Genomic DNA, 21,638 nt, shown 5'->3' with positions numbered 1-21,638 from the left:
AACTCCCCTTCATGCCTTGAGAACCCGGGCCAGTGGCCCGGGTTTTTGTTTTTTGCCAGCCGCATCCCTACCTGATGCAGCGAAACAGCGGCGGCTGTGTCGGGTTGAGCCGATGTCGAACGTCCTTGGCAGGAGAGGACAGGAGATGGTCATGCAACGCAATGCCGTGGTTTCGCGCGAAGATTGGTTCGAAGCGCATCGCAAGCACCTCGAGCGCGAGAAGGAACTGACACGGTTCCGCGACCTTGTCGCCGCCGAACGGCGGCAGCTGCCCTGGCTCAAGCTGCGCAAGGATTACGTTTTCGAAACCGAAGCGGGGCCAAGGCGTCTTGGCGACCTGTTCGCCGGCAAGAGCCAGCTCATCGTCTATCATTTCATGATGGCGCCGGGTTGCGATCACCGTTGCCAGGGCTGCTCGTTCCTCGCCGACCATATCGACGGCGCCGACCGGCATCTGAAACATCATGACGTCTCGCTGGTCGTGGTCTCGCGCGCACCGCTGGCCGAGATCCTGCCTTACAAGCAGCGCATGGGCTGGAAGTTCGACTGGGTGTCGTCCTATGCGTCGGACTTCAACTTCGACCTGCAAGTCTCCTTCACCGACAAGCAGATCGCTACCGGTGAAACCACGTACAATTTCGAGAAGCGTCCGCTGCGGTCGAAGGACCTGCCCGGCACCAGCATCTTCTATCGCAACGAGTGCGGCGACATTTTCCTCACCTTCCTGTCGCGCGCCCGCGGCGGCGACGCGCTGATCGGCGCCTATCATTATCTCGACATGACGCCGAAGGGCCGCGACGAGACGGGCCCGTATCACAACCTGATGGACTGGGTCCGCCTCCACGACGAATACCAGGACAAAAGTGAGGAGCGGCCGGACTGCTGCGCGTAATCGGCCTCGTTCACCTCGGACGAAACATGCGCTAATGGCTTTGCCTCTACGGTAACGGAACCGCCATGCAGCGCCTGCTTGCCCTTCTCACCTGGCTCGCCTTCCCGGTCTATGTCTGGCAAGGCCTCGGCGTGCGGCGGCGCACCACCCGCATGCTGCCGGCGCGAGGCCCGGTCCTGCACGAAATACCGGGCAAGGCGCCGCCGGTCGCCTTGCTGGTCCTGGGCGATTCCTCGGCAGCGTCGGTCGGCATCGAGCAATCCGAATACGGCCTTGCCGCGCAGCTTGCCGGCCTGATCGCCGAACGCACCGGCAGCGCCGTGCGCTGGCGCGCGGCCGGCTTCAATTCGGCGACCTCTGGCCAGATCCGCGATTATGTCCTGCCCAACCTGTCGGCCGATCCCTGGACGCATATCGTGCTCGCCATCGGCACCAACGACACCAAGAACTTCCATTCCGTGCCGCGATTCAAGAAGGAGTTCGGCGGCCTGCTCTACGCGCTGCGCGCCAAATGGCCGGAAGCGCGCGTGGTCTGGTCGCCGGTGCTGGAATTCACCCGCGCGCCGGCAATGCCGCCGCTCCTCGGCAAAATTCTCGAGATCCGCGCTGCGGAAATGAACCGCATGGGCGTGCGGCTCTGCAACGAGCGCGGCGCCATTGCCGCCGCGCGGCTGCCGATCACCAATCCCGAAGCCGGTTTCGCGTCTGACGGCTTCCACGCCTCGGAAGCGGGCTACAGCGCCTGGGCGGAGCATCTGCTGGATTTCGTGCTGGGCGAGGAAGCAGCCTGACAGCTCGGCCGCGTTTAAGCCCAATGCCCCAGAACCGCCGCAAGCGAGATCGCCGCCATCGCCAGCAACGCCAGCTTCCAGAAATCGCCGCGCCGCTTCAGCCCCGGCCATCCCAGCGRCTTGATGACCTGGATCAGCATGATGCCGATGATGACAAGGGCGAGCAGTTTCGTCATGCCGCCTTTGACCAGCAACGATGGCGGCTGTCAAAGCCGTTTCTCGAGGCGCCCTCCGGGCAAGGCATTCCTGACAAATCGGGTTCATCCAGGCCCTGCGAGGGGGCTCCGCACCGCCTTCTTCGGCACCCTGCCAACCTCCTGACAGACTGCTGTCAGGAGGGGTGTGCGATACTCTTCTCATCGAAAAGAGAGGAGTGAGGTCATGAACGGTTTTACCATTCTGCGCAGCGTGCAGCACTATGTCGGCAGGATTCGCACCGTGCGCAACGAGATCCGCACCCAGCGTTTCCTGAACACCTTGCCGGCAGACATCCGCAAGGACATCGGCTGGCCGGACCTTTACAACGGCCGCGTGCGCGAAAACTGAAATTTCGCCGCCGCGACTTGGATTGTGGCGGCATCGCGCCCAGATGTAATGCGGCCAGTGATGTTGAGTTCAGGGAAAGAAGCCTTGTCTGTCGATGGTTTCGCCGCAGCCTCCTGACAGCATGTTGTCAGGAGGCATGCGGTAGTTGGAACGGCTTCGATCCTGACAGTGACGAACATGAACCGGCGATCCGGAGTGATCCGCGTATGGTGAAAAGCTGGAACGACAGGCTGAACACGCCGGGCATCAACGGCATCAAGCCGTCGCCGCGCACGGTCGGCGATGTCGTTGAAGGCCAGTCGATGCTGGTGCCGACCGCGCGCCAGGTCGACGACTTCATCCGCTCGATCCCCGAAGGGGTGGAGATGGATGTTCGTGCGGTGCGCACCGCTCTGGCCATCGAGCACGGCGCCGAAGTGACATGCCCAGTCACGATCGGCTATCATCTTCGCACCGTTGCCGAGGCCGCCCATGAGGATCTCGAGCGCGGCATGGCGCTGAGCGACGTCGCGCCGTTCTGGCGTGTGCTGGGTGCCGGGACGCCGACCACGGGCAGACTGTCCTTCGGAGCGAAATTCGTTGCCGCGCAGCGTAAGCGCGAAGGGCTGAAGCCATAAACCCCGGGGGAGAAATCGATGCGCCGCGCCGACAGGCTTTTCCAGATCGTGCAGCATTTGCGGGGTGGCCGGCTGGTCACCGCGCAGAAGCTCGGCACGTGGCTCGAGGTTTCCGAGCGCACCATTTACCGCGACATAGCCGACCTGCAGTCGACCGGCGTGCCGATCGACGGCGAAGCAGGCGTCGGCTACATGATGAGGGAGGGTTTCGACCTTCCGCCGCTGATGTTCACGCGTGACGAGATCGTGGCGCTGGTGGCCGGCGCGCGCATGGTGCGCGCCTTTGGCGGCGCGGCGATGGCAAGGGCCGCCGACGAGGCGCTGGTCAAGATCGGCGCGGTGCTGCCCGATACCGAGAAGGACCGCATCGCCCGTACCGAGATCCACACACCGATGTGGGTGGTGAGCGACGCCGCGCGCGAGGCGATCGACCTGATCGAACGCGCCGTGGAGAAACGCCAGGTCCTGACCATCGACTATTCCGACGAAGCCGGCCGCGGCACCGCGCGCGACATCAGGCCGCTCGGTCTGTGGTTCTGGGGCAAGGTCTGGACGTTGGTTGCCTGGTGCGAGATGCGCGACGACTTCCGCGCCTTCCGCATCGACCGCATCGCCTCGGTCGTCATTGCCGGCCGCATCTTCAAGCCGGAGCGCGGCAAGCAGCTCGCCGATTTCTACCGCGCCGTCGAGCGCTCGGAGGATTACGGCATGGCGCCCGACCGCGCCGCACGGACGTGACTTCCCAAGCCATTGTCCAACAAAAAAGCCCGCTCGAAAGCGGGCTTTTTTGTTGGTCGCCGAGAGGCTTACTCCTGATCGTCGTCTTCGTCCTTGTCCTTCGACTTAAGTGCCGAAAGCTTGGCGAAGACGGCGTTGGCATCGAGCTCCTGGTCCTCGTCCTTCGGCTTCTCCGGCGTCGGCACCAGCCGTTCGGTGAGTGCGGCCGGCAGCAACGTGTCGCCGACGGGCTGCGGCTGCTCGCGGCCGCGTGAGGCACGGTTGACCTCGAGGTCGAGGTCGATCTGCGAGGTGAGGCCGAGCGTCACCGGATCCATCGGCTGCAGGTTGGCCGAGTTCCAGTGCTTGCGTTCCCTGATCTGCTCGATCGTCGACTTGGTGGTGCCCACCAAACGGGCAATCTGCGCGTCCTTGAGCTCGGGATGGTTGCGCACCAGCCACAGGATGGCGTTCGGCCGGTCTTGGCGCTTCGACAGCGGCGTGTAGCGCGGACCCTTGCGCTTCGATTCCGGCACCCGCACCTTCGGCTCGGACAGCTTTAGCCGGTAATTGACGTCTTTCTCGCCGCGCGCGATCTCGTCGCGCGTCAGCTGGCCGGTGATGATCGGGTCCATGCCCTTGATGCCCTGCGCCGACTCGCCGTCGGCGATCGCCTTGACCTCAAGCGGATGCAGCCCGCAGAACTGCGCGATCTGCTCGAAGGAGAGCGCGGTGTTGTCGACCAGCCAGACGGCGGTCGCCTTGGGCATCAGCAGCGTATTGGCCATATCAAAAATCCTTCTCGTTCGCCCGCGTTCCCGCGCGGGCGGTGGTTTAGAGCCACCAAAATGGGAAATTCGCGGTTTGTATAAACGCTCCCTCCGATTTTCGCAATGTTTTTGGGAAGGACCCGATTCACAGCCCTGAAAAGACAAAACCCGCTGGACGGGGTCCAGCGGGTTCGGAACCGGAAACGAAGCAAGCGTCTCGACGGCTCTGGCTTTCAAGTCCCAGCCCGGCCTGACAGTCGGGCTGCGTCCGATTACACCGCCTGGCGGGCGATGCGCTCGATGTCGGCGCGGTTGATGCCGAGGTCGCTCAACTGACGGGCATTGAGCTTGTTCAATTCGCGCACGGTCTCGTTGTACATGCGCCACTTACGGAAAGCACGGATCGGGTTCATTTGAATTTCTCCAGTCGTTTGATGAAATCGTTTGATGCCGTGTAAATAGGCATGACTGCCCAAGAAATGAACGGACGCTTTTGCATGGCCGCAATGCGTTTTGTGCATTGCACCATTAAGGATTCGTTCAGCTTGGAATGGGGACAGGCGCCACCCCAGGATGGGTCGAGATTCAGGTCAGGCCGAGTCGAAAATGGTGGACTTCGAGAACCGGAGCGGAGCGTACTTCCGCATGTCCCGGAAAAGTGGTCCTCCGGTTTTCCTATAAGGACATGCGGCAGCTGGAACTACGTGAGCACCGGAAGCGCAGAAGGCCGGCATTTGCAGACCGGCCTCACCTGAATATCGACCCATCCTAGCCGACGTCGAGGACGATCTTGCCGATATGCTCGCCCTCTTCCATCCGCTCATGCGCCCGCCAGGCTTCGGAGAGCGGAAAGATCATGTCCATGACGGGTGCCACCTTGCGCGTGCCGAGCATCGGCCACACCTGGGCCTCCAGCGCGGCCGCAATCGCCGCCTTGAACTCGACGGTGCGCGGCCTGAGCGTCGAGCCGGTATGGGTCAGGCGCTTCACCATCAGCGTCGCGAAATTGGTGCTTGCGACGGCGCCGGCCTGCACGGCGATCTGGACGATGCGCCCCTCGACGGCCGCGGCTTCGTAATTGCGCGCGACATAGTCGCCRCCGACCATGTCGAGGATGACGTCGACGCCTTTCTTGTCGGTCGCGTCCTTGACCGCGGCGACGAAGTCCTCCTCGCGATAGTTGATCGCCCGGTGGGCGCCGAGCCTCAGGCAGGCGTCGCATTTCTCCTTGCTGCCGGCGGTGGTGATCACAGTGGCGCCGAAGGCCGAGGCGAGCTGGATGGCGGTGGTGCCGATGCCCGACGAGCCGCCATGGACGAGCAGCGTCTCGCCCTTCTTCAGGCCGCCGCGCTCGAATACATTGTGCCAGACGGTGAAATAGTTCTCCGGCACGGCGGCGGCCTCCGAATAGGTGAAGCCGGCCGGGATCGGCAGCACGCTGCCGGCATGGACCTTGACATATTCGGCATAGCCGCCGCCCGGCGTCAGCGCGCAGACCCGATCGCCGATGCGCCAGCGCGATATCTCGTCGCCAAGTGCTGCGATTTCACCGGCCACCTCGAGTCCAGGCAGGTCCGAGGCGCCAGGCGGCGGCGGATAGGCGCCCTTGCGCTGTTGGACGTCCGGCCGGTTGACGCCGGCCGCATGCACGCGGATCAGCACCTCGCCCGGGCCGGGGACAGGCACGTCGCGCGTTTCCGGCTTGAGCACCCTGGGACCGCCGGGCTGCGAGATCGCGATGGCTGTCATCTTCGCCGGAATCTTGTGATTGTTCGCCATGGCTGTCCCGTCTCCTCGAATCCTATCTTGAGTGGTTTGCATCGGCGCCCCTGCCCTATGTATGCTGATTGCCAAATCAGGCAAATGGCCAAGTAAGGGAGAAGCGACGATGGCGATCTTCGACGACGAACCCAGGAAAAAGCCGCGCCCGCACGAGATCGGCCAGGACCTGTCGCTGCTTTCGGTGGACGAATTGTCCGAGCGCATCGCGATACTGCGCGACGAGATCGCCCGGCTGGAAGAGGCACGGGCCGCCAAGGGGGCAACCAAATCCGCGGCCGAGGCGCTGTTTCGTAGAGGATAGTTCCGCCGGCGTGCCAGTCCGCCCCGGAAAAGCCTGATTGCGACTGCCAGACGCTGAAACAGACCTGCGCCCGAAATTCCAGCCGGATCAGCCCATGTTTGCAACCTACAGACCGATCCTCTCGCTGCTTCGCGGCACGGCGTTCCTGCTTGCCGCATCCGGCCTGCACGGGCTGCTGCTGCCGCTGCGCGGCCAGGTGGAAGGCTTTTCGACCGCATCGCTCGGCCTGATGGGCACGGCCTGGGCCGGCGGCTTCGTCACCGGCTGCTTCTTCGCGCCGCGGCTTGTTCGCCGTGCCGGCCATGTCAGGGCTTTCGGCGCCTTCGCCGCGTCCGGCGCGATCATCGCGCTGCTCACCGGCCTCATCATCGACGAATATGTCTGGATCCTTTTGCGCGCCTTCACCGGCTTCACCATGGCCGGTGCCTTCATGGTGATCGAGAGCTGGCTGAACGAAAAGGCCACCAACGAGAATCGCGGCACCGTCTTCGGCCTCTACATGATGGTCACCTATGCCTCGATCATGGGCGGCCAGATGATCGTGGCCGGYGGCGACGTGCGGTCGGCGTCGCTGTTCATGATCACCGGCATCCTGTTTTGCCTGTCGCTCATTCCGACGGCGGTCTCGACCCAGTCGCATCCGAAGCCCCTGCAGGACGTGAAGCTCGACGTCAAAGGTCTCTACGCCAATTCGCCGGTGTCGGCGGTGGCTTGCCTCCTGATCGGCATCGCCAACGGCGCCTGGGGCACGCTCGGCGCCGTCTATGGCGCCCGCATCGGCATCTCCACCGCCGAGATCGCGCTGATGATGAGCCTCGTGGTCATCGCCGGTGCCGCCATGCAGCTTCCGGCCGGCCGGCTTTCGGATACAACTGACCGCCGCTTCGTGCTCGCCGGGGCGGCCTTCGGCGCGGCGCTGGTCGCGGTGCTGATCTTCCTGTTCGCGCCACGTTCAGGCGTCTTCGTCATCGTGATGACCGCCGCCTATGGCGCCTTCGCCTATACGCTCTATTCGATCGCCGTCGCGCATGCCAACGACCACGCCCGCGCCGAGGACTTCGTCAAGGTTTCCGGCGGCCTGCTGCTGCTCTACGGCTTCGGCACGATGATCGGCCCGCTTTTGGCCGCCGCGCTGATGGGTTCGGTGCGCCCGGAGGGGCTTTTCCTCGCAACCGCACTCGCCCATCTCAGCCTCGCCGGCTACACGCTCTTGCGTATCCGCGCCCGCGCGCCGGTGCCGATCGAAAACCGCGATGCCTTCAAGACGCAACCCGCGGACCGCGCGGTCACGCCGGAAGCAACGCGGCTCGATCCGCGCAGAAAGGTTGAAACCAATAGTTGAGATTCGCAAGACTTTGCCTCACAAATAAAGGCATGATGTTTTCTGACGCCTTCGTGGCGATAGCCGATCCCAATCGGCGCTATCTTTTGGAAGAACTCCGGCGCGGCCCGAAGACGGTGAACGAATTGGCGGCCGGATTGCCCGTCTCGCGCCCGGCGGTTTCCCAGCATCTGAAGGTCCTGCTCGACGCCGGCCTGGTCAATGCCAAGGCCGAAGGCACAAGGCGCGTCTACGCCGTCAGCAGCGCCGGCTTCCTCAGGCTCAATATCTGGCTCGACCAGTTCTGGGAAACAGCGCCGGGGGAATAGTTTTTGGCCATCGATGCATGTCGCTCGGAACCGCAGTGCTTCTGAGACATGCATCGAACAAAAGCGCGACACGCCTTGACTGGCGGCGTCAGGTCGCAAGCTCCAGCGCCGCCCCAAGCGCATCGAGCAATTCGCCGGTGCCGTGCTCGCGGGTGGCCGGTGAGTCGATGCCGTCGAAGAAAGCCCCCTGCTCCGTCAGGATAARCCGCGTTCCCTTGCCTTCGGCGACGAGCTCGATCGTCGCGAGCGACACCGAGACCCGGGTTTCACCGAACAACAGCTCGTAACTGTAGACGATGCGCCGGTTGGGCACGATGTCCTGATAGACCGCGTTGTAGAAATGCATCTGCCCATCGCTGGGACAGCCGGCGTTTACCTCCTTGCCGCCGACGCGGAAATCCATCTCATGCCGGCTCGGCATCGGATTGTCGGGATCGACGAACCAGCGCTTCTTCGCCGCGGGATCGCTCAGCGCGAAATAAACCTTCTCCGGCGCCGCCGGATAGACGCGCTCGAGGACGAAGGTGGAATGGACGACGGATCGTTCGGTCATGACGGGGCCCTTCAGCTTTCATCTTTGGTTTCGGCGAGGAAATCGCCGAGGCGGTCGAGCCGACGCTCCCAGGCGAGCCGCCGCTCGTTGATCCAGCGCTCGGCGGCCCGGAGCGCCTGCGGCTCTATCCGGCAGGTCCGTACCCGGCCAAGCTTTTCGGTCCTGACCAGGCCGCTTGCCTCGAGCACATTGAGATGCTGGACGACGGCCGACAATGACATCGCCAGCGGTTCGGCCAGTTGGCTGACCGATGCCGGCCCGCGCGACAGACGGTCCACCATCTGGCGCCGCGCCGGATCGGCAAGCGCCTGGAACATCAGGTCGAGCTGGGCAGGATCGTGCAGCATCGCGCCCTAGCCGTTGTTGTAGGGGAAGAATTTGAAATAAGGTCCCGCTTCCTCGATGACGCGGGCGAAGGAGGGACGCGCGAGCAGCCGGTCGTGGTAGCGTTTCACCGCCGGGAACTTGTCGCCGAACGGCTCGACCTTGTTGGCGTAGAACAGCGCCGGCGAGGCGGCGCAGTCGGCCATGGTGAAGGTCTCGCCCACCGCCCAAGTCTTGTCCTGCATCTCCTCCTCGACAATGGCGTAGGAATTGCGCAGCTGCGCGCGGGCCTCCTCGACGCCGAATGGATCGGTCTCATCCTTTGGCCGCAACCTGTCGCCGACGATCTTCTGCATCGGATGCTGCACGTAGAAATCATAGAAGCGATCGGCCTGGCGGACTTGCAGGGCGAAGTCGACATCGGCGGGAATGAGCTCGACCGGTCCCGGATAATGCGCGGCGAGATATTCGACGACGATGGTCGATTCCAGCACCGTCCGGTCCCGGGCGTCGTCACGCAGCGCCGGCATCTTGCCGGTCGGCGACACCTTCAGGAAGGCGGCGCGGGAAGCCTCGTCGCCGAGGTCGACGATGACCGGCTCGAACGGCGTGCCGTTCTCGTAGAACGCGATCAGTGGCTTCCAGCAGAACGAGGCCAGCGGGTGGAAATGCAGCGTCAGGGACATTCTCGCTCTCTTTCGCGCTCGGGCAATACTGAAGTGGTCACTTAACTATTATCGCAGACCCGTTGAGTCAAGCCGGAGCCTCCACGCCTAATGATGCGCGACGATGGCGTCGACGATCTGCGGCCAGTCGTTGCGGTGCAGTTCGTGGCCGCTACCTTCGACCTTGACCAGCCTTGCCCCTGGAACCGCCTTGGCGAGCGCCTCGCCATGCTCGATCGGGAAAAGCGGATCGGCGGTGCCATGGATGACGAGCAGCGGCGCGCGCAGATCCCGCACCGTCCGCTGCGGGCCGCCACCCTTGAGGAGGAAATGATTGGTCGCGCTGGCGAGGCCGCCGGAGCGATCGTAGTCCGCCTCGATCATCGCGCGCGTCCGTTCCTCGTCGAACGGATGGCGCGTGCTGGCGATTGCTCGGGCGTCCTTGACCATGAAATCGAGGACCTGCCCGCGGTTCGACCAGTCGACGTCGCCACCCTCCGCCGAATGCTCCTTATAGGCCTCGGTCGTTCCGGGCAGGCCGGACGTATCGACGCCGAGCGGCGAGGAGGAGATCACGGTGAGCGAGCCGACGCGTTCGGGATATTTCAGCGCCACGCTTTGCGCGAGCATGCCGCCCATCGACATACCGACGACATGCGCCTTGGCGACGCCATGGTCGTCGAGCACCCGCATGGCGTCATCCACCATGTCCTCGAACGTGTAGGTCGGCGCTCCGAGCGGATATTTGGTCGATAGGCCGGTGTCGCGATTGTCGTAGCGGATGACGAAGCGACCGCGCCCGGCAAGCTGCCGGCAGAAGGCTTCCGGCCACCACAGCATCGAGGCCATGGCGCCCATGATCAGAAGGATCGGCGGATCTTGCGGACTGCCGAAGCTTTGCGAAACGATGTCGGGGCGCTGCGTTGCGGCGGTCATCTGATCCTCCAATCTGATTGCGTTTTGCAATCAGTTGCACGGTAATCAAACCGATATCATAATGCAACTGGTTTTTCTGGAGAGAGTGCCATGAGCATCGACCGTCGGTCCGGTTGCCCCATCAATTTGTCGCTCGAAGTGTTCGGCGACCGCTGGAGCCTGATCATTCTGCGCGACATGATCTTTGGTGGCCGGCGTCACTTCCGCGAGCTGCTCAACGGCTCGCTGGAAGGCATCGCCTCCAACATCCTGGCCGACCGGCTGAAGCGGCTGATGGAGCTCGGCCTGCTGACCAAGGCCGACGACCCCAGCCACAAGCAGAAGGCGATCTACAGCCTGACCGAGATGGCGATCACGCTGGTGCCGATCATGGCGCAGCTCGGCGCCTGGGGGCGCGTCTGGCTGCCGGTCACGGAAGAATTGTCGATCCGCGCCGAGCTCTTGGAAAAGGGCGGCCCGCCGCTATGGGAGCAGTTTATGGACGAACTGCGCCACGAGCATCTCGGCGCGCCGTCGAAGACGCCGCCCGGCACGCCGACCGTGCGCCAGCAACTGCGCGCCGCCTACGAGGCAGTGGTCGCGCGAAAGGCTGAGGTGCCGTCAGTTTAGGTTGATATCCCGGCTGGCCGACCGCATCGACACCGAGAAGCCGGCCAGCACGTCGAACAGCGCGATGATCATCAGCGTGAAGAAGACGGAGTGCGCCGCGCCCTTCACCAGCAGGAATTCGACCAGGAAGGCGATGAAGACGAGCGTCGACAAAAGGTGATCCAGGATCGAGGCATTGGTCGTGCGCACCGATTTCGAGATCTCGATGAACAGGAAGATCAGTCCGATCAGCACCATCAGGTCGCCGAGCGTCATCGAGAACACGCCRCCCGACATCATGCGGAAGGAAAACATCTCGGTCATCCACGGATCGTCGCCGCCGCCGAACAATCCCAGCAGGCCGAGATTGTAGAGGACGAAGGGCACGATCAGCAGCGGAACAGCACCGAACATCTGGGCGACTCCAATGGGGCACCCTTTTGTAAAATCCGCCGCCGGCGCGTCGTCAAGGGTTTTCGCCGGCGACGGCGAACACGCTCTAAGACCTAATGAAATAACGATGTCAGCCGGTTGCCCTGGCTTTTCTGCAGCTTGTGCGCCCCAGATCTCCACCAACCAGGGCCACACGCAAAAAGACCGGCCAAAGGCCGGTCTTTTGAAAGTCTCAAACCGTGGAAGCTTCTCAGCTTTCCTTCGGCTCCAGAACCTGGCGGCCGCGATACATGCCGGTCTTCAGGTCGATGTGATGCGGGCGGCGCATTTCGCCGGAATTCTTGTCCTCGACATAGGTCGGGGCCTTGAGGGCGTCGGCCGAGCGGCGCATGCCGCGCTTCGACGGAGAGGTTTTTCTTTTTGGAACGGCCATGGATATGCTCCACTACATGGTCAAAATGCCCCGGCAACCCTCGCGAAAGGGCCGCATCGAGGCCATAATCTGAGAAAGTCGGGTGCCTATACACGCCTTGCGCCGTTTTGGCCAGCGCTGGCCGCGAATTTTTTTGAGCCGGCGACGCTTCGGCCTAATCCAAGCATCCCACATAAGCGCCGGACCTGCTGGCGCGCCGCTCGATCAAGCTCGCGAGCCGCCGCAATCCCGGCCCGGGCTTTGCCGGATTGCGCGCGATCGGATTGGGCAGGCTGACGGCGAGCAGCGCCGCCTGCCGTCGCGACAATTGCTTGGCCGAGACGCCGAAATGGTGCCGCGCGGCGGCCTCGATGCCGTAGATGCCCGGCCCCCATTCGGCGATGTTGAGATAAATCTCCATGATCCGCCGCTTCGACATCACCGCGTCGAAATAGACGGCCAACGGCAGCTCGACCACCTTGCGCACGCTGCCCAATGGCCGCGACCAGAGGAAAAGGTTCTTCACCGTCTGCATGGTGATTGTGGAGGCGCCGCGCGTCGCCTCGCCCGCCAGCGCGTCGTCGACCACGCCGCGCAATTCGCCGAGATCGACGCCGCGGTGGAAGCAGAACTGCCCGTCCTCCGACATGATCACCGAATGCGCCAGCACCGGCGCCACGTCGTCGATCGACACCCAGCGCCGGTCATAGCCGGAAAAAGTCACGAGGTCCTTCAGCATCAGCGTCGAGACCGGATGCACGAAGGACGGCAGGTAAAGGAAGGTGAGCACGGCCGGTATGGCCGCCAAAACGATGGCGACGACCAGGCAACGCCGGGCGATGCGCTTCACACCGGCGCGGTTCAGGCGCCGACGTCGCGCCATGTCCAGCCCTTCGCTTCCATGTTCGACGATCGGTTCCGTCAAGCCGTCCCACCCGTGCCTCGCCCCCATCGGCATAAAGGCGCGCGCCTGCTTGCGCAATGTCTGAGTGTCGGCTACCGGTCCCGGCCATGAGCAAAGACGACCGGATCGCCTTCGAAACAGCGCTTTTCATGCGCGCCGCCGCCGTCGAGACGGAGCTGCGCCGGATCCTCGACGCGCGTCCGCTCACCGGCGAGATCGCGCGGCCCGAGCGCCTGATGGCGGCGATGCGCCATGGGGTGCTCAATGGCGGCAAGCGGCTGCGGCCTTTTCTGGTCATGGAGAGCGCCGCGCTGTTTTTGGCCGACAATGACGCCGCGCTGCGCGTCGCGGCGGCGCTCGAATGCGTGCATTGCTATTCACTGATCCATGACGACCTGCCTTCCATGGACGACGACGATTTGCGGCGCGGCCAGCCGACGGTGCACAGGGCCTTCGACGAGGCCACCGCGATCCTGGCCGGCGACGYGCTGCTGACCTTGGCCTTCGACATCATCGCCGACGAGGCGACCGCGCTGCCGGCCGAGCGCCGCGCCACCCTCGTTCTCGCCMTTGCCCGCGCGGCCGGCGCCGGCGGCATGGTTGGCGGCCAGATGCTGGACCTCGAGGCAGAGCGCAAACGGCCGGACGAGGCCGGCATCATCACCTTGCAGGCGATGAAGACCGGCGCACTGATCCGCTTCGCCTGCGAGGCCGGCGCGATCGTCGCCGGCGCGCCGCCCGCAGACCGCGAGCGGCTGGCGGAATTCGGCTCGGCGATCGGTCTTGCCTTCCAGTTGGCCGACGACCTGCTCGACCTCACCGCCGACGCCAAGCAGATGGGCAAGGCGACGAACAAGGACGCCGCCGCCGGCAAGGCGACGCTTGCCGCGCTGCATGGGCCCGACTGGGCGCGCGGCCAGCTCCACGGCCTGATCGACCAGGCGCATGCGCTGCTCGAGCCCTATGGCGATGCAGCCGGATTGCTCAAGCAAGCCGCGACCTTCGTGGCGACGCGCAGCAGCTGAACCCTAGCGCGGCTGGCGGCCGATGCCGGCCGACAACGGCGCCCATTGTTCGCTCTCTCCGAATACTGCTGTCGATGGATGGGTAATTATCCGGCGTCCACGACAATCTATATCCGCTCCAGGACAACGAAACTGAGACCGGTCCGCGCCGGCAATCTTCAGAGCCGTGAAATCCAACCCGGAAGGAACCTGGAAATGCCCTTCGCCAACTTCAAGATGCCTGAGGCCGCCCTCACCAAAACGCAGAAGGAGGACCTCGTCCACAAGACCACGCAGATGTTCGTCGACTATTTCGGCGAGGGCGTGCGCCCCTACACCATGGTGCTGATCGAGGAAGTTCCCGACGGCGGCTATGGCCGCGCCGACGAGGTCTTCATTCTTCCCGACGCCTACCGGGCCAAGGATAGTGCCTGACCAGAGCATGATCCCGAAAAGTGGGAACCGGTTTTCGGAGAAAGATCATGCTCCAACAAAGAGTTAGATCGTGAGGGCGATTCAACGAAACGCCATCACGATCTTGGACCGGGCGAGTCGCTTGCCGAGCGGCACGCCCAACCTTCCGTGTCGGAGCCGATACTCGCTTTCCCCTGGATCAGTCGCGGTTCGGCAAGCTCCGCAGGAATTCGATCATCGCGGCGTTGACMTCGTCCGGGCGCTCCTGCTGGGTCCAGTGCCCGCAGCCGGGCAGCATCAGTGTATCGCGGATTTGAGGGACGAAGTTCCTGAGATTGGCCAACAGTTGATCCATGCCGGGGAAGGCGACCACCAGGTCGCGGTCGCCTGCCATATAGAGCGCGGGAACCTTGATCCGCGCGCCCGCAAAGGGCGCCATCAGTTCCCAGTTCCGGTCGATGTTGCGGTACCAGTTGAGACCTCCGGCGAAGCCGGCGCGCTGAAACTCGCCCGCGTAGAAATCGACGTCGCTCTCGCTGAGCCAGCGCGGCAGGCTTGCAGGAACCTCGACGGCTTGCAGGAGGCCTGCGCCGTGCGGGACCATGCTGATGCCACCGCCCGAAGCATCTCCCGATACCGCGTAAAGCATGCTGCGCACCGTGGCCCGGGGGTCGCGTTCCAGCTCTGCCTCGGCAACGCCGGGCTGTTGGAAATAAAGCTGGTAGAACTGGGAATCCGCCGTTCGCGGCATGAGGCTGGTCGGGCGCGCATTGGCGCGCGGCCGGAACGGCACGCTGAGGCCGATGACGGCGTGGAAGCGGTCCGGTCGCAGCAGCGCCGCATGCCAGGCGACGACCGCGCCCCAGTCGTGGCCGACGATGACGGCGCTGGGAACTTCAAGGGCGTCGAGAAGGCCCACCATGTCGCCGACCAGATGAAAGAGCGTGTATTGATCGATCGCTTCCGGCCGATCGCTCTTGCCATAGCCCCGCATGTCGGGGGCGATGGCGCGAAAGCCTGCCGCCGCGAGCGCCCTCAACTGATGGCGCCAGGAATACCAGGATTCGGGAAAGCCGTGGCACAACAGAACCGGGGGGCCGTCTCCGTGCTCGGCGATGTTGAGGCGGATGCCGTTGGTCGCAACTATTCGCTGTTTAGGTTCGCTCACGGCCGCTTCTCATGCTCGCGTTTCCACCTCCGATCAATGGCGGAAGGCCGGACGCCGCAACGGGTGGCCGAGCCGACGGAATGCCAAGTTTCGGAGGCGCGCATCTTCCATTGACTGTCTCAGGGGCGGTCGCGGCAGTCAATGTCCGACATGGTCGCGGAGCGCCAAGGCGTCCATGCACTTGAATAGTTCTGGTGATGTGCAAGCGTTCGTGCAAGATCGCCGACGGACAACGAGGAGATGCCCGGAACCGATGCTTAGACTGCAAGCCTGGCTGGCCGATTACTGGGTCATCGGTGCAGGGTTCATGGCCGCATCGTTTATAGCCGTTGCACCCATTGTATCGCTTTCGCTGCCGGTGTTCCTGATCTTCCTGCACAGCCCGTTTTACATGGTCCATCAGGTCGAAGAGCACACCGGCGACCGCTTCCGCGAGTTCGCGAACGAGAATGTTTTCGGCGGCCGAGACGCCCTTACCGTCGCCTCGGTTCTCATCATCAATCTGCCGTTTGTCTGGGGCATCAACCTGCTGGCTCTTTACGCGGCGTTCCTATGGGGACCCGCTTGGGGCCTGGTTGCGCCTTACATCATGATCGTGAACGCGCTCGCCCACCTCGTCACATCGGCGCGGCTGCGCAAATACAATCCCGGCCTCGTCACCAGCATCGTTTTGTTCTTGCCGCTGAGCGTCGCCACGATCTGGACGATTGGGAGAACGGCAGGCCTTGTCCCGCAAATGATCGGCGCAGCTCTCGCGATCCTGCTTCACCTGGCGATCATCGCAGTGGTGACTGTCCGATACCGCTCTCTCGCCAACGCGTAGCATCTTCAGCAACGTCAGCGCAGCCGGCCGGCCGATCAGCCTTGATCCCCGGCAAAACGGCCCTTTGTCCTTAATGGCACTACATTCACGCTGGCCGGCTGTTCGGGCTCCGCGCTCTGCGCGGCCGCTTCGATATCGGCCCGCGGCAGGTAGATCGTCACGGTCGTGCCCTTGCCAACTTCGCTGTCGATCGTGACCGCGCCGCCGGACTGCTGCGCGAAACCGTAGACCTGTGCGAGGCCGAGGCCTGTGCCCTTCTCCGGCCCTTTGGTCGTGAAGAACGGTTCAAAAACCTGCGGAAGCAGGTCTGGCGCAATTCCGATGCCAGTGTCGGTCACCCTTAGCGCGACGAATTCGCCTTGCAGGCCGGCCGCGTTATCGCCGCTCGATAGCAGCATGTTCTCCGCCGTGATCGTTACCAGGCCACCGTCAGGCATGGCGTCCCGCGCATTGAAGGCAATGTTGACGAGACCAAGCTCCAGTTCGCCAGGGTCGACCTTCACTGGCCAGGTTTCGGGTCCGACTGCGGCGACCAGCTTCACCGATTTGCGCATGGAACCCGCTATCATTCCGCGAACGGCTTCCACCCGCTCTGCCAGCGATACGACCTCGGCGCGGGCGGCATGCTTGCGCGAGAAGGCCAGCAACTGGCGCGTCAATCCGGCGCCGCGCTCGAGCGCAAGCTCCACGGATTCGGTCGCCTGCTTCATTTCGGGATCGACGCCGGCGTTCTTCACCTTACGGACGTAGCTGTCGACCACCGTGAGCAGATTGTTGAAATCATGCACGATGCTGCCGGTCAATTGACCGAGCGCATCCATTTTCTGGGCATGAGCGCGTTGCGCTTGCGCCTGCCGGAGTGCGACCTCCGCATCGCGTCGACCGGTGATGTCGCGCGTGATCTTGGCGAAACCGATCAGTTCTCCTCGCTCGTCGCGGATCGGATCGATCACGACATTCGCCCAGAACAGCGTCCCGTCCTTGCGGACGCGATGGCCCTCGGTTTCGAAATGTCCGTCGCGCGTCGCCGTATAGAGCGCGCGGCCAGGTAACCCGGCGGCGCGGTCATGCTCCGTGTAAAAACGGGAGAAGTGCTGACCGATGATTTCTTCGGCCGTATAACCCTTGATGCGCTCCGCACCGGCATTCCAGCTGGTCACCAGCCCGTTCGGATCAAGCATGAAAAGTGCATAATCGGTCACGCCGCTCACAAGAAGGCGGAACTGGCGCTCGCTTTGACGCAAAGCTTCGTGCGCCGCACGGCGTTCGGTGATGTCGCGGGTAACTTTGGCGAATCCTTCAAGCTGGCCTGCTTCGTTATGGATCGGCGTAACGACGACCGATGCCCAGAAACGGCTGCCGTCCTTGCGTACGCGCCARCCCTCGCCTTCGTACCGCCCGTTCTGCATGGCCGCTTCGAGGACGCGGAGCGGCGTGCCTTTTGCGCGTTCTTCACGGGTATAGAATTTGGAGAAATGCTGCCCCACGATTTCCTCGGCGGTGTAGCCTTTCAGCCGCTCGGCGCCAACGTTCCAATTGGTGATCATACCGCTTGGATCGAGCATGTAGATGGCATAGTCGGTCACGCCATCGACCAGGATGCGGAAGCGCCGCTCACTCTGCAGCAGCGACTGATGCGCGGCCACCCGCTCGGTGATGTCTCGCGTGATCTTCGCGTAGCCCAGAAGACGGCCGTTTTGGTCCACGACCCGTTGAACAACGCTATTCGACCAGAATCTGGTCCCGTCCTTGCGCACCCGCCAGCCCTCGGCCTCGTACCTTCCCTCCTCCTTTGCCGCGGCAAGCATCTTGTCAGGAACGGCGTTCGCCTGATCTTCGGCCGTGAAGAAGCGGGAAAAATGCTGCCCCAGGATTTCCGTGGCCGAATAGCCCTTTATTTTCTCGGCCCCGGCATTCCAGCTGGTGATGAAGCCATCTGCATCGAGGGTATAGATCACATAATCGGCAACAGCGTCGATGAAGAATTCGAGGCGATGGCTGTCGGAAAGATATTGCGCGTCGGTTGTGATCAGTGGCATTGTCCAACCCGCGTTCTACGCTCGCATTAAGCAGGGGCGTCCAGCAGCATAGGCGGCCCTATCCGGCATAGCAACAAGCTTGGGCCAATGGCGACATATTCATCTGCATTCGCATCCAATCTGAGAAATCCGGGCTATTTGTACAGCTTTGCTCCGGAGAACGAGCCTGGAGACGACGACGAGAATCCCGTCCCCCATGAACTCGGATCTGCCGAGCATGACGAACTCCCGTATAGGGTCGAGTTGTGGAACGCTGCCAAGAACGGCGTCGAACAAGTTCTTGCTGTCACGGCCAATGCCAGCATCGGCTACGCCGCTTACTACGCAGCGACGCGTGAGCATCCGGACCGCTACATCACTTTGCGACACAAGAACAATTTCGTTTCGAGATGGAACGGTCCGACGAATTAGGCAGAGGCCTGTCTATGACACGGAGCGCCAACCCTTCCCGTCCGGCTGAAGCGCTACCCTATCGAATCGAACTCTGGCACGCCGAAAGCCACGAAGTCATCGAACGGGTCCTCGCACGCGCCGTTACAGCCCAGCTTGCCCGCGCCATTTTTCAGGCCGCGAGAGAAGAGCATCCTCAACGGCGGATCACGCTACGCAAGGGAAACCATATCCTCTCCGACACGTCGGATTGATGATCAGCCGTCCGATTTCAAAGCACTGCCCGGCAATGCGCTCGGTCTAGCTTGTCGCGAAGGGGTAGGTCGCCTCCGTATTAAGAAGCTGCGACAAAGTCCGCCCTCCACCTCCAACGAAATCTTAATGTAAATCAAGCGTAATCCCGGCCATTAAAATTATGCGTATGTGTTGGGGTTGCGCATGCCGGAATACTCTTCCTTCCTCCGGTCGATCCGGGTTCGCTACATTTCGGGACTGCTTGTCTTCGCGCTGGCCTCCGCCGCCGTCATGTTCGCCCTCAACCGTGTGAATTCGTACCGCCACGAGGTCGATGCTCTCAGCGGCAATTTCGTCATCTTCGCCCGCGACCTGCGCAACGCCACCAATTTCGCCGAGACGACCGGCACCGCCTGGCGCAGCGAGACGCGCGACGCGTTGACCGCCGCCGCCCGCGGCCATTCCGAACGCCTGATGGCCGAGATCGGCATCCTGAACGCCGAGCTCGCCGCGATCAGGCCGCGGCTGTCGAAGGGCGCCCTCAACACGCTGGACACCGCTTCGGTCAATGGCGACCTGTTCTGGTCGGCGCGTGACATGGTGCGCAACTTCAACCTGATGTCGGCCGCCCAGAAGGTCGACGAATGGAGCTACCGCGAGATCCGCAACCAGAACGACCTGTTCGCCCAGCCTATGCTGGTCAAGGTGCGCACAGCGCTCGATGACGAGCGACGCCTCGCCGACGCCTCCAACGACCGGCTGCTCCTGTGGGCGAGCGGCCTGCTGATCGCCGTGATCGCCATTGCCGCGGTTCTGATCTTCCGGCCGATGGAGAATGCGATCCGCCGCGCCTTCGCCGAGAGCGCCGCATCCTTGTTCAAGGCCGAGGCCGCCGACCGTGCGAAATCCGAATTCCTCGCCAATATGAGCCATGAGATCCGAACGCCGATGAACGGCGTGCTCGGCATGGCCGAGCTGCTTGCCAAGACCGAGCTGACGCCGCGCCAGAAAACCTTCACCGACGTCATCGTCAAATCCGGCAACGCGCTGCTCACCATCATCAACGACATCCTCGATTTTTCGAAGATCAATGCCGGCCAGCTGACGCTCGACCCCGCCCCTTTCCGCCTGGCCGAAGCGGTCGAGGATGTGGCGACGCTGGTGTCAGCGCGCGTCGCCGAAAAGAACCTCGAGCTCATCGTGCGCGTCGATCCGCGCTTGCCGGCCTTCGTCGTCGGCGATGCCGGGCGCTTCCGCCAGATCGTCACCAACCTGCTCGGCAACGCCGTGAAGTTCACCGAGAAGGGCCATGTGCTGGTCGATGTCGGCGGCGATGTCGTCGACGGCGTGGTCCAGCTCAAGGTCCGCGTGGAAGATACCGGCATCGGCATCCCGGCCGAAAAACTGCAGAACGTGTTCGAGAAATTCGCCCAGGTCGACGGCTCCTCGACTCGCCGCCATGAAGGCACCGGTCTCGGCCTCGCCATATCCGCTCGTCTCATCGACCTGATGGGCGGCAAGATCGGCGTCGAAAGCGAGATCGGCCGCGGCTCCGTGTTCTGGTTCGTCGTGTCGCTGCCGACGCATGACCAGCAGTCGCGCGACGAGCTCGTGCCGATGGATGTCACCGGCGCCCGGGTGCTGGTCATCGACGACAATCCGGTCAATCGCGATATCCTGCTGGAGCAGCTCAGAAGCTGGAGCTTCGACTGCGCGGCCGCCGAAAGCGGCGCCGTCGGCCTCGCCTTCCTCGACCGCGCCTGCCAGCTCGGCGCCTCGGTCGACTGCATCATCCTCGATTACCAGATGCCCGGCATGAACGGCGCCGACGTCGCGAGGGCGATTGCCGCCGACAGCCGGCTTTCCTCCATTCCGGTCGTGCTGCTCACCTCGGTCGACCAGGTCGATTTCGGCAGGATGGTCATCGATTTCGGCATCGTCGCGCATCTCACCAAGCCGGCGCGTTCGGCGGTGCTGCTGGGCACGGTGATTTCCGCCATCCAGAAGGCGCGGACGCAGGGCGCCAAGGCGCATTTCGTGYGCGAGCCGGCCGCAGTCCAGGCGGCGGCGCCGGCCTTCACCGTCATCCGCGGCCCGGCCGTGCCCGTGCCGGCGGCGCCGGAATCGATCGCCACGCCGAGCGGTCCGATCGATATCTTGATCGCCGAGGACAATGACGTGAACCAGCTGGTCTTCGGCCAGATCCTCAACGGCTTCGGTCTCAGCTACCGCATCGCCGGCAATGGCCGCACCGCGGTCGAGATGTACCGCTCGCTGCGCCCCCGGCTGGTGCTGATGGACGTCTCCATGCCGGAAATGAACGGCTATGAGGCGAGCCGCGCCATCCGCGCCATCGAAGCGCGGGACGGCGACCACACGCCGATCATCGGCGTCACCGCGCATGCGCTGAAGGGCGATCGCGAAAAATGCATCGAGGCCGGCATGGACGACTATCTGCCCAAGCCGGTCTCGCCCGACCGCCTCGGCGCCAAGATCGGCACCTGGCTCAGCGAGACGGTGGCGGCGAAGACGGCGTGAGCGCTTTGCCGAACGAGGGCAAACTCTCGATAAAGATCGACTGCCGAGTTCCCGCCAACCCCCCTCTGGCCTGCCGGCCATCTCCCCCGCAAGGCAGGGCTGTCCGGGGAAGGTCGCAGGTGAATCGAAATGCCGCATGTGCATGCCCCGTAAGACGGGGATTTTCCGTCTACCTTCTGGTTGTCGA

General features: G+C 63.5%; 27 protein-coding genes. 14 read left to right on the top strand and 13 right to left on the bottom strand.

What is annotated here, in order from left to right; translation table 11 throughout:
* Positions 1-151 precede the first annotated feature (151 nt).
* Positions 152-892 carry a thioredoxin family protein gene (locus tag LCM4577_RS33260; RefSeq protein ID WP_071034354.1) on the top strand — a complete coding sequence of 247 codons (741 nt, stop codon included), beginning with the start codon at positions 152-154 and terminating at the stop codon, positions 890-892.
* A 65-nt stretch (positions 893-957) separates the two neighbouring features.
* Positions 958-1,683 (top strand): SGNH/GDSL hydrolase family protein, encoded by a 726-nt coding sequence (locus tag LCM4577_RS33255; RefSeq protein WP_071034323.1) that lies wholly within the window; start codon positions 958-960, stop codon positions 1,681-1,683.
* Between the two features lie 14 nt (positions 1,684-1,697).
* Here LCM4577_RS33255 and LCM4577_RS33250 read toward each other — a convergent pair whose 3' ends face one another.
* The gene (locus LCM4577_RS33250) at positions 1,698-1,859 is read right to left on the bottom strand and encodes a hypothetical protein (RefSeq protein WP_116390247.1); all 162 of its coding nucleotides are present in this window, start codon (positions 1,857-1,859) and stop codon (positions 1,698-1,700) included.
* Positions 1,860-2,064: 205 nt separating this feature from the next.
* Between LCM4577_RS33250 and LCM4577_RS33245 the strand changes: the two genes are divergently transcribed.
* The 3 genes from LCM4577_RS33245 to LCM4577_RS33235 all read left to right on the top strand — a co-directional run bounded on the left by LCM4577_RS33245 (position 2,065) and on the right by LCM4577_RS33235 (position 3,584).
* The gene (locus LCM4577_RS33245; protein ID WP_116390243.1) at positions 2,065-2,229 is read left to right on the top strand and encodes a hypothetical protein; all 165 of its coding nucleotides are present in this window, start codon (positions 2,065-2,067) and stop codon (positions 2,227-2,229) included.
* Positions 2,230-2,435: 206 nt separating this feature from the next.
* Complete coding sequence (locus tag LCM4577_RS33240) at positions 2,436-2,846, top strand: hypothetical protein (protein ID WP_071074869.1); 411 nt, start codon at positions 2,436-2,438, stop codon at positions 2,844-2,846.
* Between the two features lie 18 nt (positions 2,847-2,864).
* Entirely contained in the window at positions 2,865-3,584 is a 720-nt protein-coding gene (locus tag LCM4577_RS33235) for a YafY family protein (RefSeq protein ID WP_027166621.1), read from the top strand.
* 68 nt (positions 3,585-3,652) lie between these two features.
* On the opposite strand, the gene LCM4577_RS33230 is transcribed toward LCM4577_RS33235, so the two are convergent.
* The 3 genes from LCM4577_RS33230 to LCM4577_RS33220 form a co-directional block, all read right to left on the bottom strand.
* Positions 3,653-4,351 (bottom strand): DUF1013 domain-containing protein, encoded by a 699-nt coding sequence (locus tag LCM4577_RS33230; protein WP_041011213.1) that lies wholly within the window; start codon positions 4,349-4,351, stop codon positions 3,653-3,655.
* A gap of 254 nt (positions 4,352-4,605) precedes the next feature.
* Complete coding sequence (locus LCM4577_RS33225; protein WP_071074868.1) at positions 4,606-4,746, bottom strand: DUF1127 domain-containing protein; 141 nt, start codon at positions 4,744-4,746, stop codon at positions 4,606-4,608.
* 355 nt (positions 4,747-5,101) lie between these two features.
* Positions 5,102-6,112 (bottom strand): NAD(P)H-quinone oxidoreductase, encoded by a 1,011-nt coding sequence (locus tag LCM4577_RS33220; RefSeq protein WP_040985203.1) that lies wholly within the window; start codon positions 6,110-6,112, stop codon positions 5,102-5,104.
* Between the two features lie 109 nt (positions 6,113-6,221).
* On the opposite strand from LCM4577_RS33220, the gene LCM4577_RS33215 reads away from it, so the two are divergent.
* The 3 genes from LCM4577_RS33215 to LCM4577_RS33205 all read left to right on the top strand — a co-directional run bounded on the left by LCM4577_RS33215 (position 6,222) and on the right by LCM4577_RS33205 (position 8,066).
* The gene (locus LCM4577_RS33215; RefSeq protein ID WP_040985205.1) at positions 6,222-6,416 is read left to right on the top strand and encodes a DUF1192 domain-containing protein; all 195 of its coding nucleotides are present in this window, start codon (positions 6,222-6,224) and stop codon (positions 6,414-6,416) included.
* Positions 6,417-6,510: 94 nt separating this feature from the next.
* Positions 6,511-7,758 carry an MFS transporter gene (locus LCM4577_RS33210; protein WP_040985207.1) on the top strand — a complete coding sequence of 416 codons (1,248 nt, stop codon included), beginning with the start codon at positions 6,511-6,513 and terminating at the stop codon, positions 7,756-7,758.
* Between the two features lie 32 nt (positions 7,759-7,790).
* Positions 7,791-8,066 (top strand): helix-turn-helix transcriptional regulator, encoded by a 276-nt coding sequence (locus LCM4577_RS33205; protein WP_040985209.1) that lies wholly within the window; start codon positions 7,791-7,793, stop codon positions 8,064-8,066.
* Positions 8,067-8,154: 88 nt separating this feature from the next.
* On the opposite strand, the gene LCM4577_RS33200 is transcribed toward LCM4577_RS33205, so the two are convergent.
* The 4 genes from LCM4577_RS33200 to LCM4577_RS33185 form a co-directional block, all read right to left on the bottom strand.
* A complete protein-coding gene (locus LCM4577_RS33200) occupies positions 8,155-8,619 on the bottom strand; it encodes an SRPBCC family protein (RefSeq protein ID WP_071074867.1) in 465 nt (154 codons plus the stop codon).
* Positions 8,620-8,630: 11 nt separating this feature from the next.
* Positions 8,631-8,966, bottom strand: a complete 336-nt coding sequence (locus LCM4577_RS33195) for a helix-turn-helix transcriptional regulator (protein ID WP_041011211.1) — start codon at positions 8,964-8,966, stop codon at positions 8,631-8,633.
* A 6-nt stretch (positions 8,967-8,972) separates the two neighbouring features.
* Positions 8,973-9,629, bottom strand: a complete 657-nt coding sequence (locus LCM4577_RS33190) for a glutathione S-transferase family protein (RefSeq protein ID WP_071074866.1) — start codon at positions 9,627-9,629, stop codon at positions 8,973-8,975.
* A gap of 87 nt (positions 9,630-9,716) precedes the next feature.
* A complete protein-coding gene (locus LCM4577_RS33185) occupies positions 9,717-10,544 on the bottom strand; it encodes an alpha/beta fold hydrolase (protein ID WP_083354938.1) in 828 nt (275 codons plus the stop codon).
* A 90-nt stretch (positions 10,545-10,634) separates the two neighbouring features.
* Between LCM4577_RS33185 and LCM4577_RS33180 the strand changes: the two genes are divergently transcribed.
* Complete coding sequence (locus tag LCM4577_RS33180) at positions 10,635-11,153, top strand: helix-turn-helix domain-containing protein (RefSeq protein ID WP_071074864.1); 519 nt, start codon at positions 10,635-10,637, stop codon at positions 11,151-11,153.
* Here the strand turns inward: LCM4577_RS33180 and LCM4577_RS33175 are convergent.
* From LCM4577_RS33175 to LCM4577_RS33165, 3 genes are all read right to left on the bottom strand, one after another.
* On the bottom strand, positions 11,145-11,546 hold the full coding sequence (locus tag LCM4577_RS33175; protein ID WP_040985222.1) for a hypothetical protein: 402 nt from the start codon (positions 11,544-11,546) through the stop codon (positions 11,145-11,147). The genes LCM4577_RS33180 and LCM4577_RS33175 overlap by 9 nt on opposite strands.
* Positions 11,547-11,775: 229 nt before the next feature.
* Complete coding sequence (gene rpmF, locus LCM4577_RS33170) at positions 11,776-11,958, bottom strand: 50S ribosomal protein L32 (protein ID WP_006203806.1); 183 nt, start codon at positions 11,956-11,958, stop codon at positions 11,776-11,778.
* 154 nt (positions 11,959-12,112) lie between these two features.
* Positions 12,113-12,820 (bottom strand): biosynthetic peptidoglycan transglycosylase, encoded by a 708-nt coding sequence (locus LCM4577_RS33165; RefSeq protein ID WP_198541121.1) that lies wholly within the window; start codon positions 12,818-12,820, stop codon positions 12,113-12,115.
* 128 nt (positions 12,821-12,948) lie between these two features.
* Here LCM4577_RS33165 and LCM4577_RS33160 point away from each other — a divergent pair, with 128 nt between their 5' ends.
* Together LCM4577_RS33160 and LCM4577_RS33155 are read left to right on the top strand one after the other, a co-directional pair.
* The gene (locus LCM4577_RS33160) at positions 12,949-13,866 is read left to right on the top strand and encodes a polyprenyl synthetase family protein (RefSeq protein ID WP_071074863.1); all 918 of its coding nucleotides are present in this window, start codon (positions 12,949-12,951) and stop codon (positions 13,864-13,866) included.
* 195 nt (positions 13,867-14,061) lie between these two features.
* Positions 14,062-14,280, top strand: coding sequence for a 4-oxalocrotonate tautomerase family protein (locus LCM4577_RS33155; RefSeq protein WP_071034295.1), 219 nt, complete (start codon positions 14,062-14,064; stop codon positions 14,278-14,280).
* Between the two features lie 178 nt (positions 14,281-14,458).
* On the opposite strand, the gene LCM4577_RS33150 is transcribed toward LCM4577_RS33155, so the two are convergent.
* The gene (locus LCM4577_RS33150) at positions 14,459-15,427 is read right to left on the bottom strand and encodes an alpha/beta fold hydrolase (protein WP_071074862.1); all 969 of its coding nucleotides are present in this window, start codon (positions 15,425-15,427) and stop codon (positions 14,459-14,461) included.
* 253 nt (positions 15,428-15,680) lie between these two features.
* On the opposite strand from LCM4577_RS33150, the gene LCM4577_RS33145 reads away from it, so the two are divergent.
* Complete coding sequence (locus tag LCM4577_RS33145) at positions 15,681-16,250, top strand: HXXEE domain-containing protein (RefSeq protein WP_041011202.1); 570 nt, start codon at positions 15,681-15,683, stop codon at positions 16,248-16,250.
* Positions 16,251-16,285: 35 nt separating this feature from the next.
* Here the strand turns inward: LCM4577_RS33145 and LCM4577_RS33140 are convergent, their stop codons facing one another.
* A complete protein-coding gene (locus tag LCM4577_RS33140) occupies positions 16,286-18,289 on the bottom strand; it encodes a PAS domain-containing sensor histidine kinase (RefSeq protein WP_071074861.1) in 2,004 nt (667 codons plus the stop codon).
* Between the two features lie 87 nt (positions 18,290-18,376).
* On the opposite strand from LCM4577_RS33140, the gene LCM4577_RS33135 reads away from it, so the two are divergent.
* A complete protein-coding gene (locus tag LCM4577_RS33135; protein ID WP_041011201.1) occupies positions 18,377-18,700 on the top strand; it encodes a hypothetical protein in 324 nt (107 codons plus the stop codon).
* A gap of 417 nt (positions 18,701-19,117) precedes the next feature.
* Entirely contained in the window at positions 19,118-21,451 is a 2,334-nt protein-coding gene (locus tag LCM4577_RS33130; protein ID WP_071074859.1) for a response regulator, read from the top strand.
* Positions 21,452-21,638 lie beyond the last annotated feature (187 nt).

The sequence above is a fragment of the Mesorhizobium sp. LCM 4577 genome (assembly GCF_001854795.2).
In the GTDB taxonomy this organism is placed as follows: Bacteria; Pseudomonadota; Alphaproteobacteria; order Rhizobiales; family Rhizobiaceae; genus Mesorhizobium; species Mesorhizobium plurifarium.
Note: the sequence above shows the minus strand (reverse complement) of the source record. Positions and strands in the feature narration are given on the sequence as shown.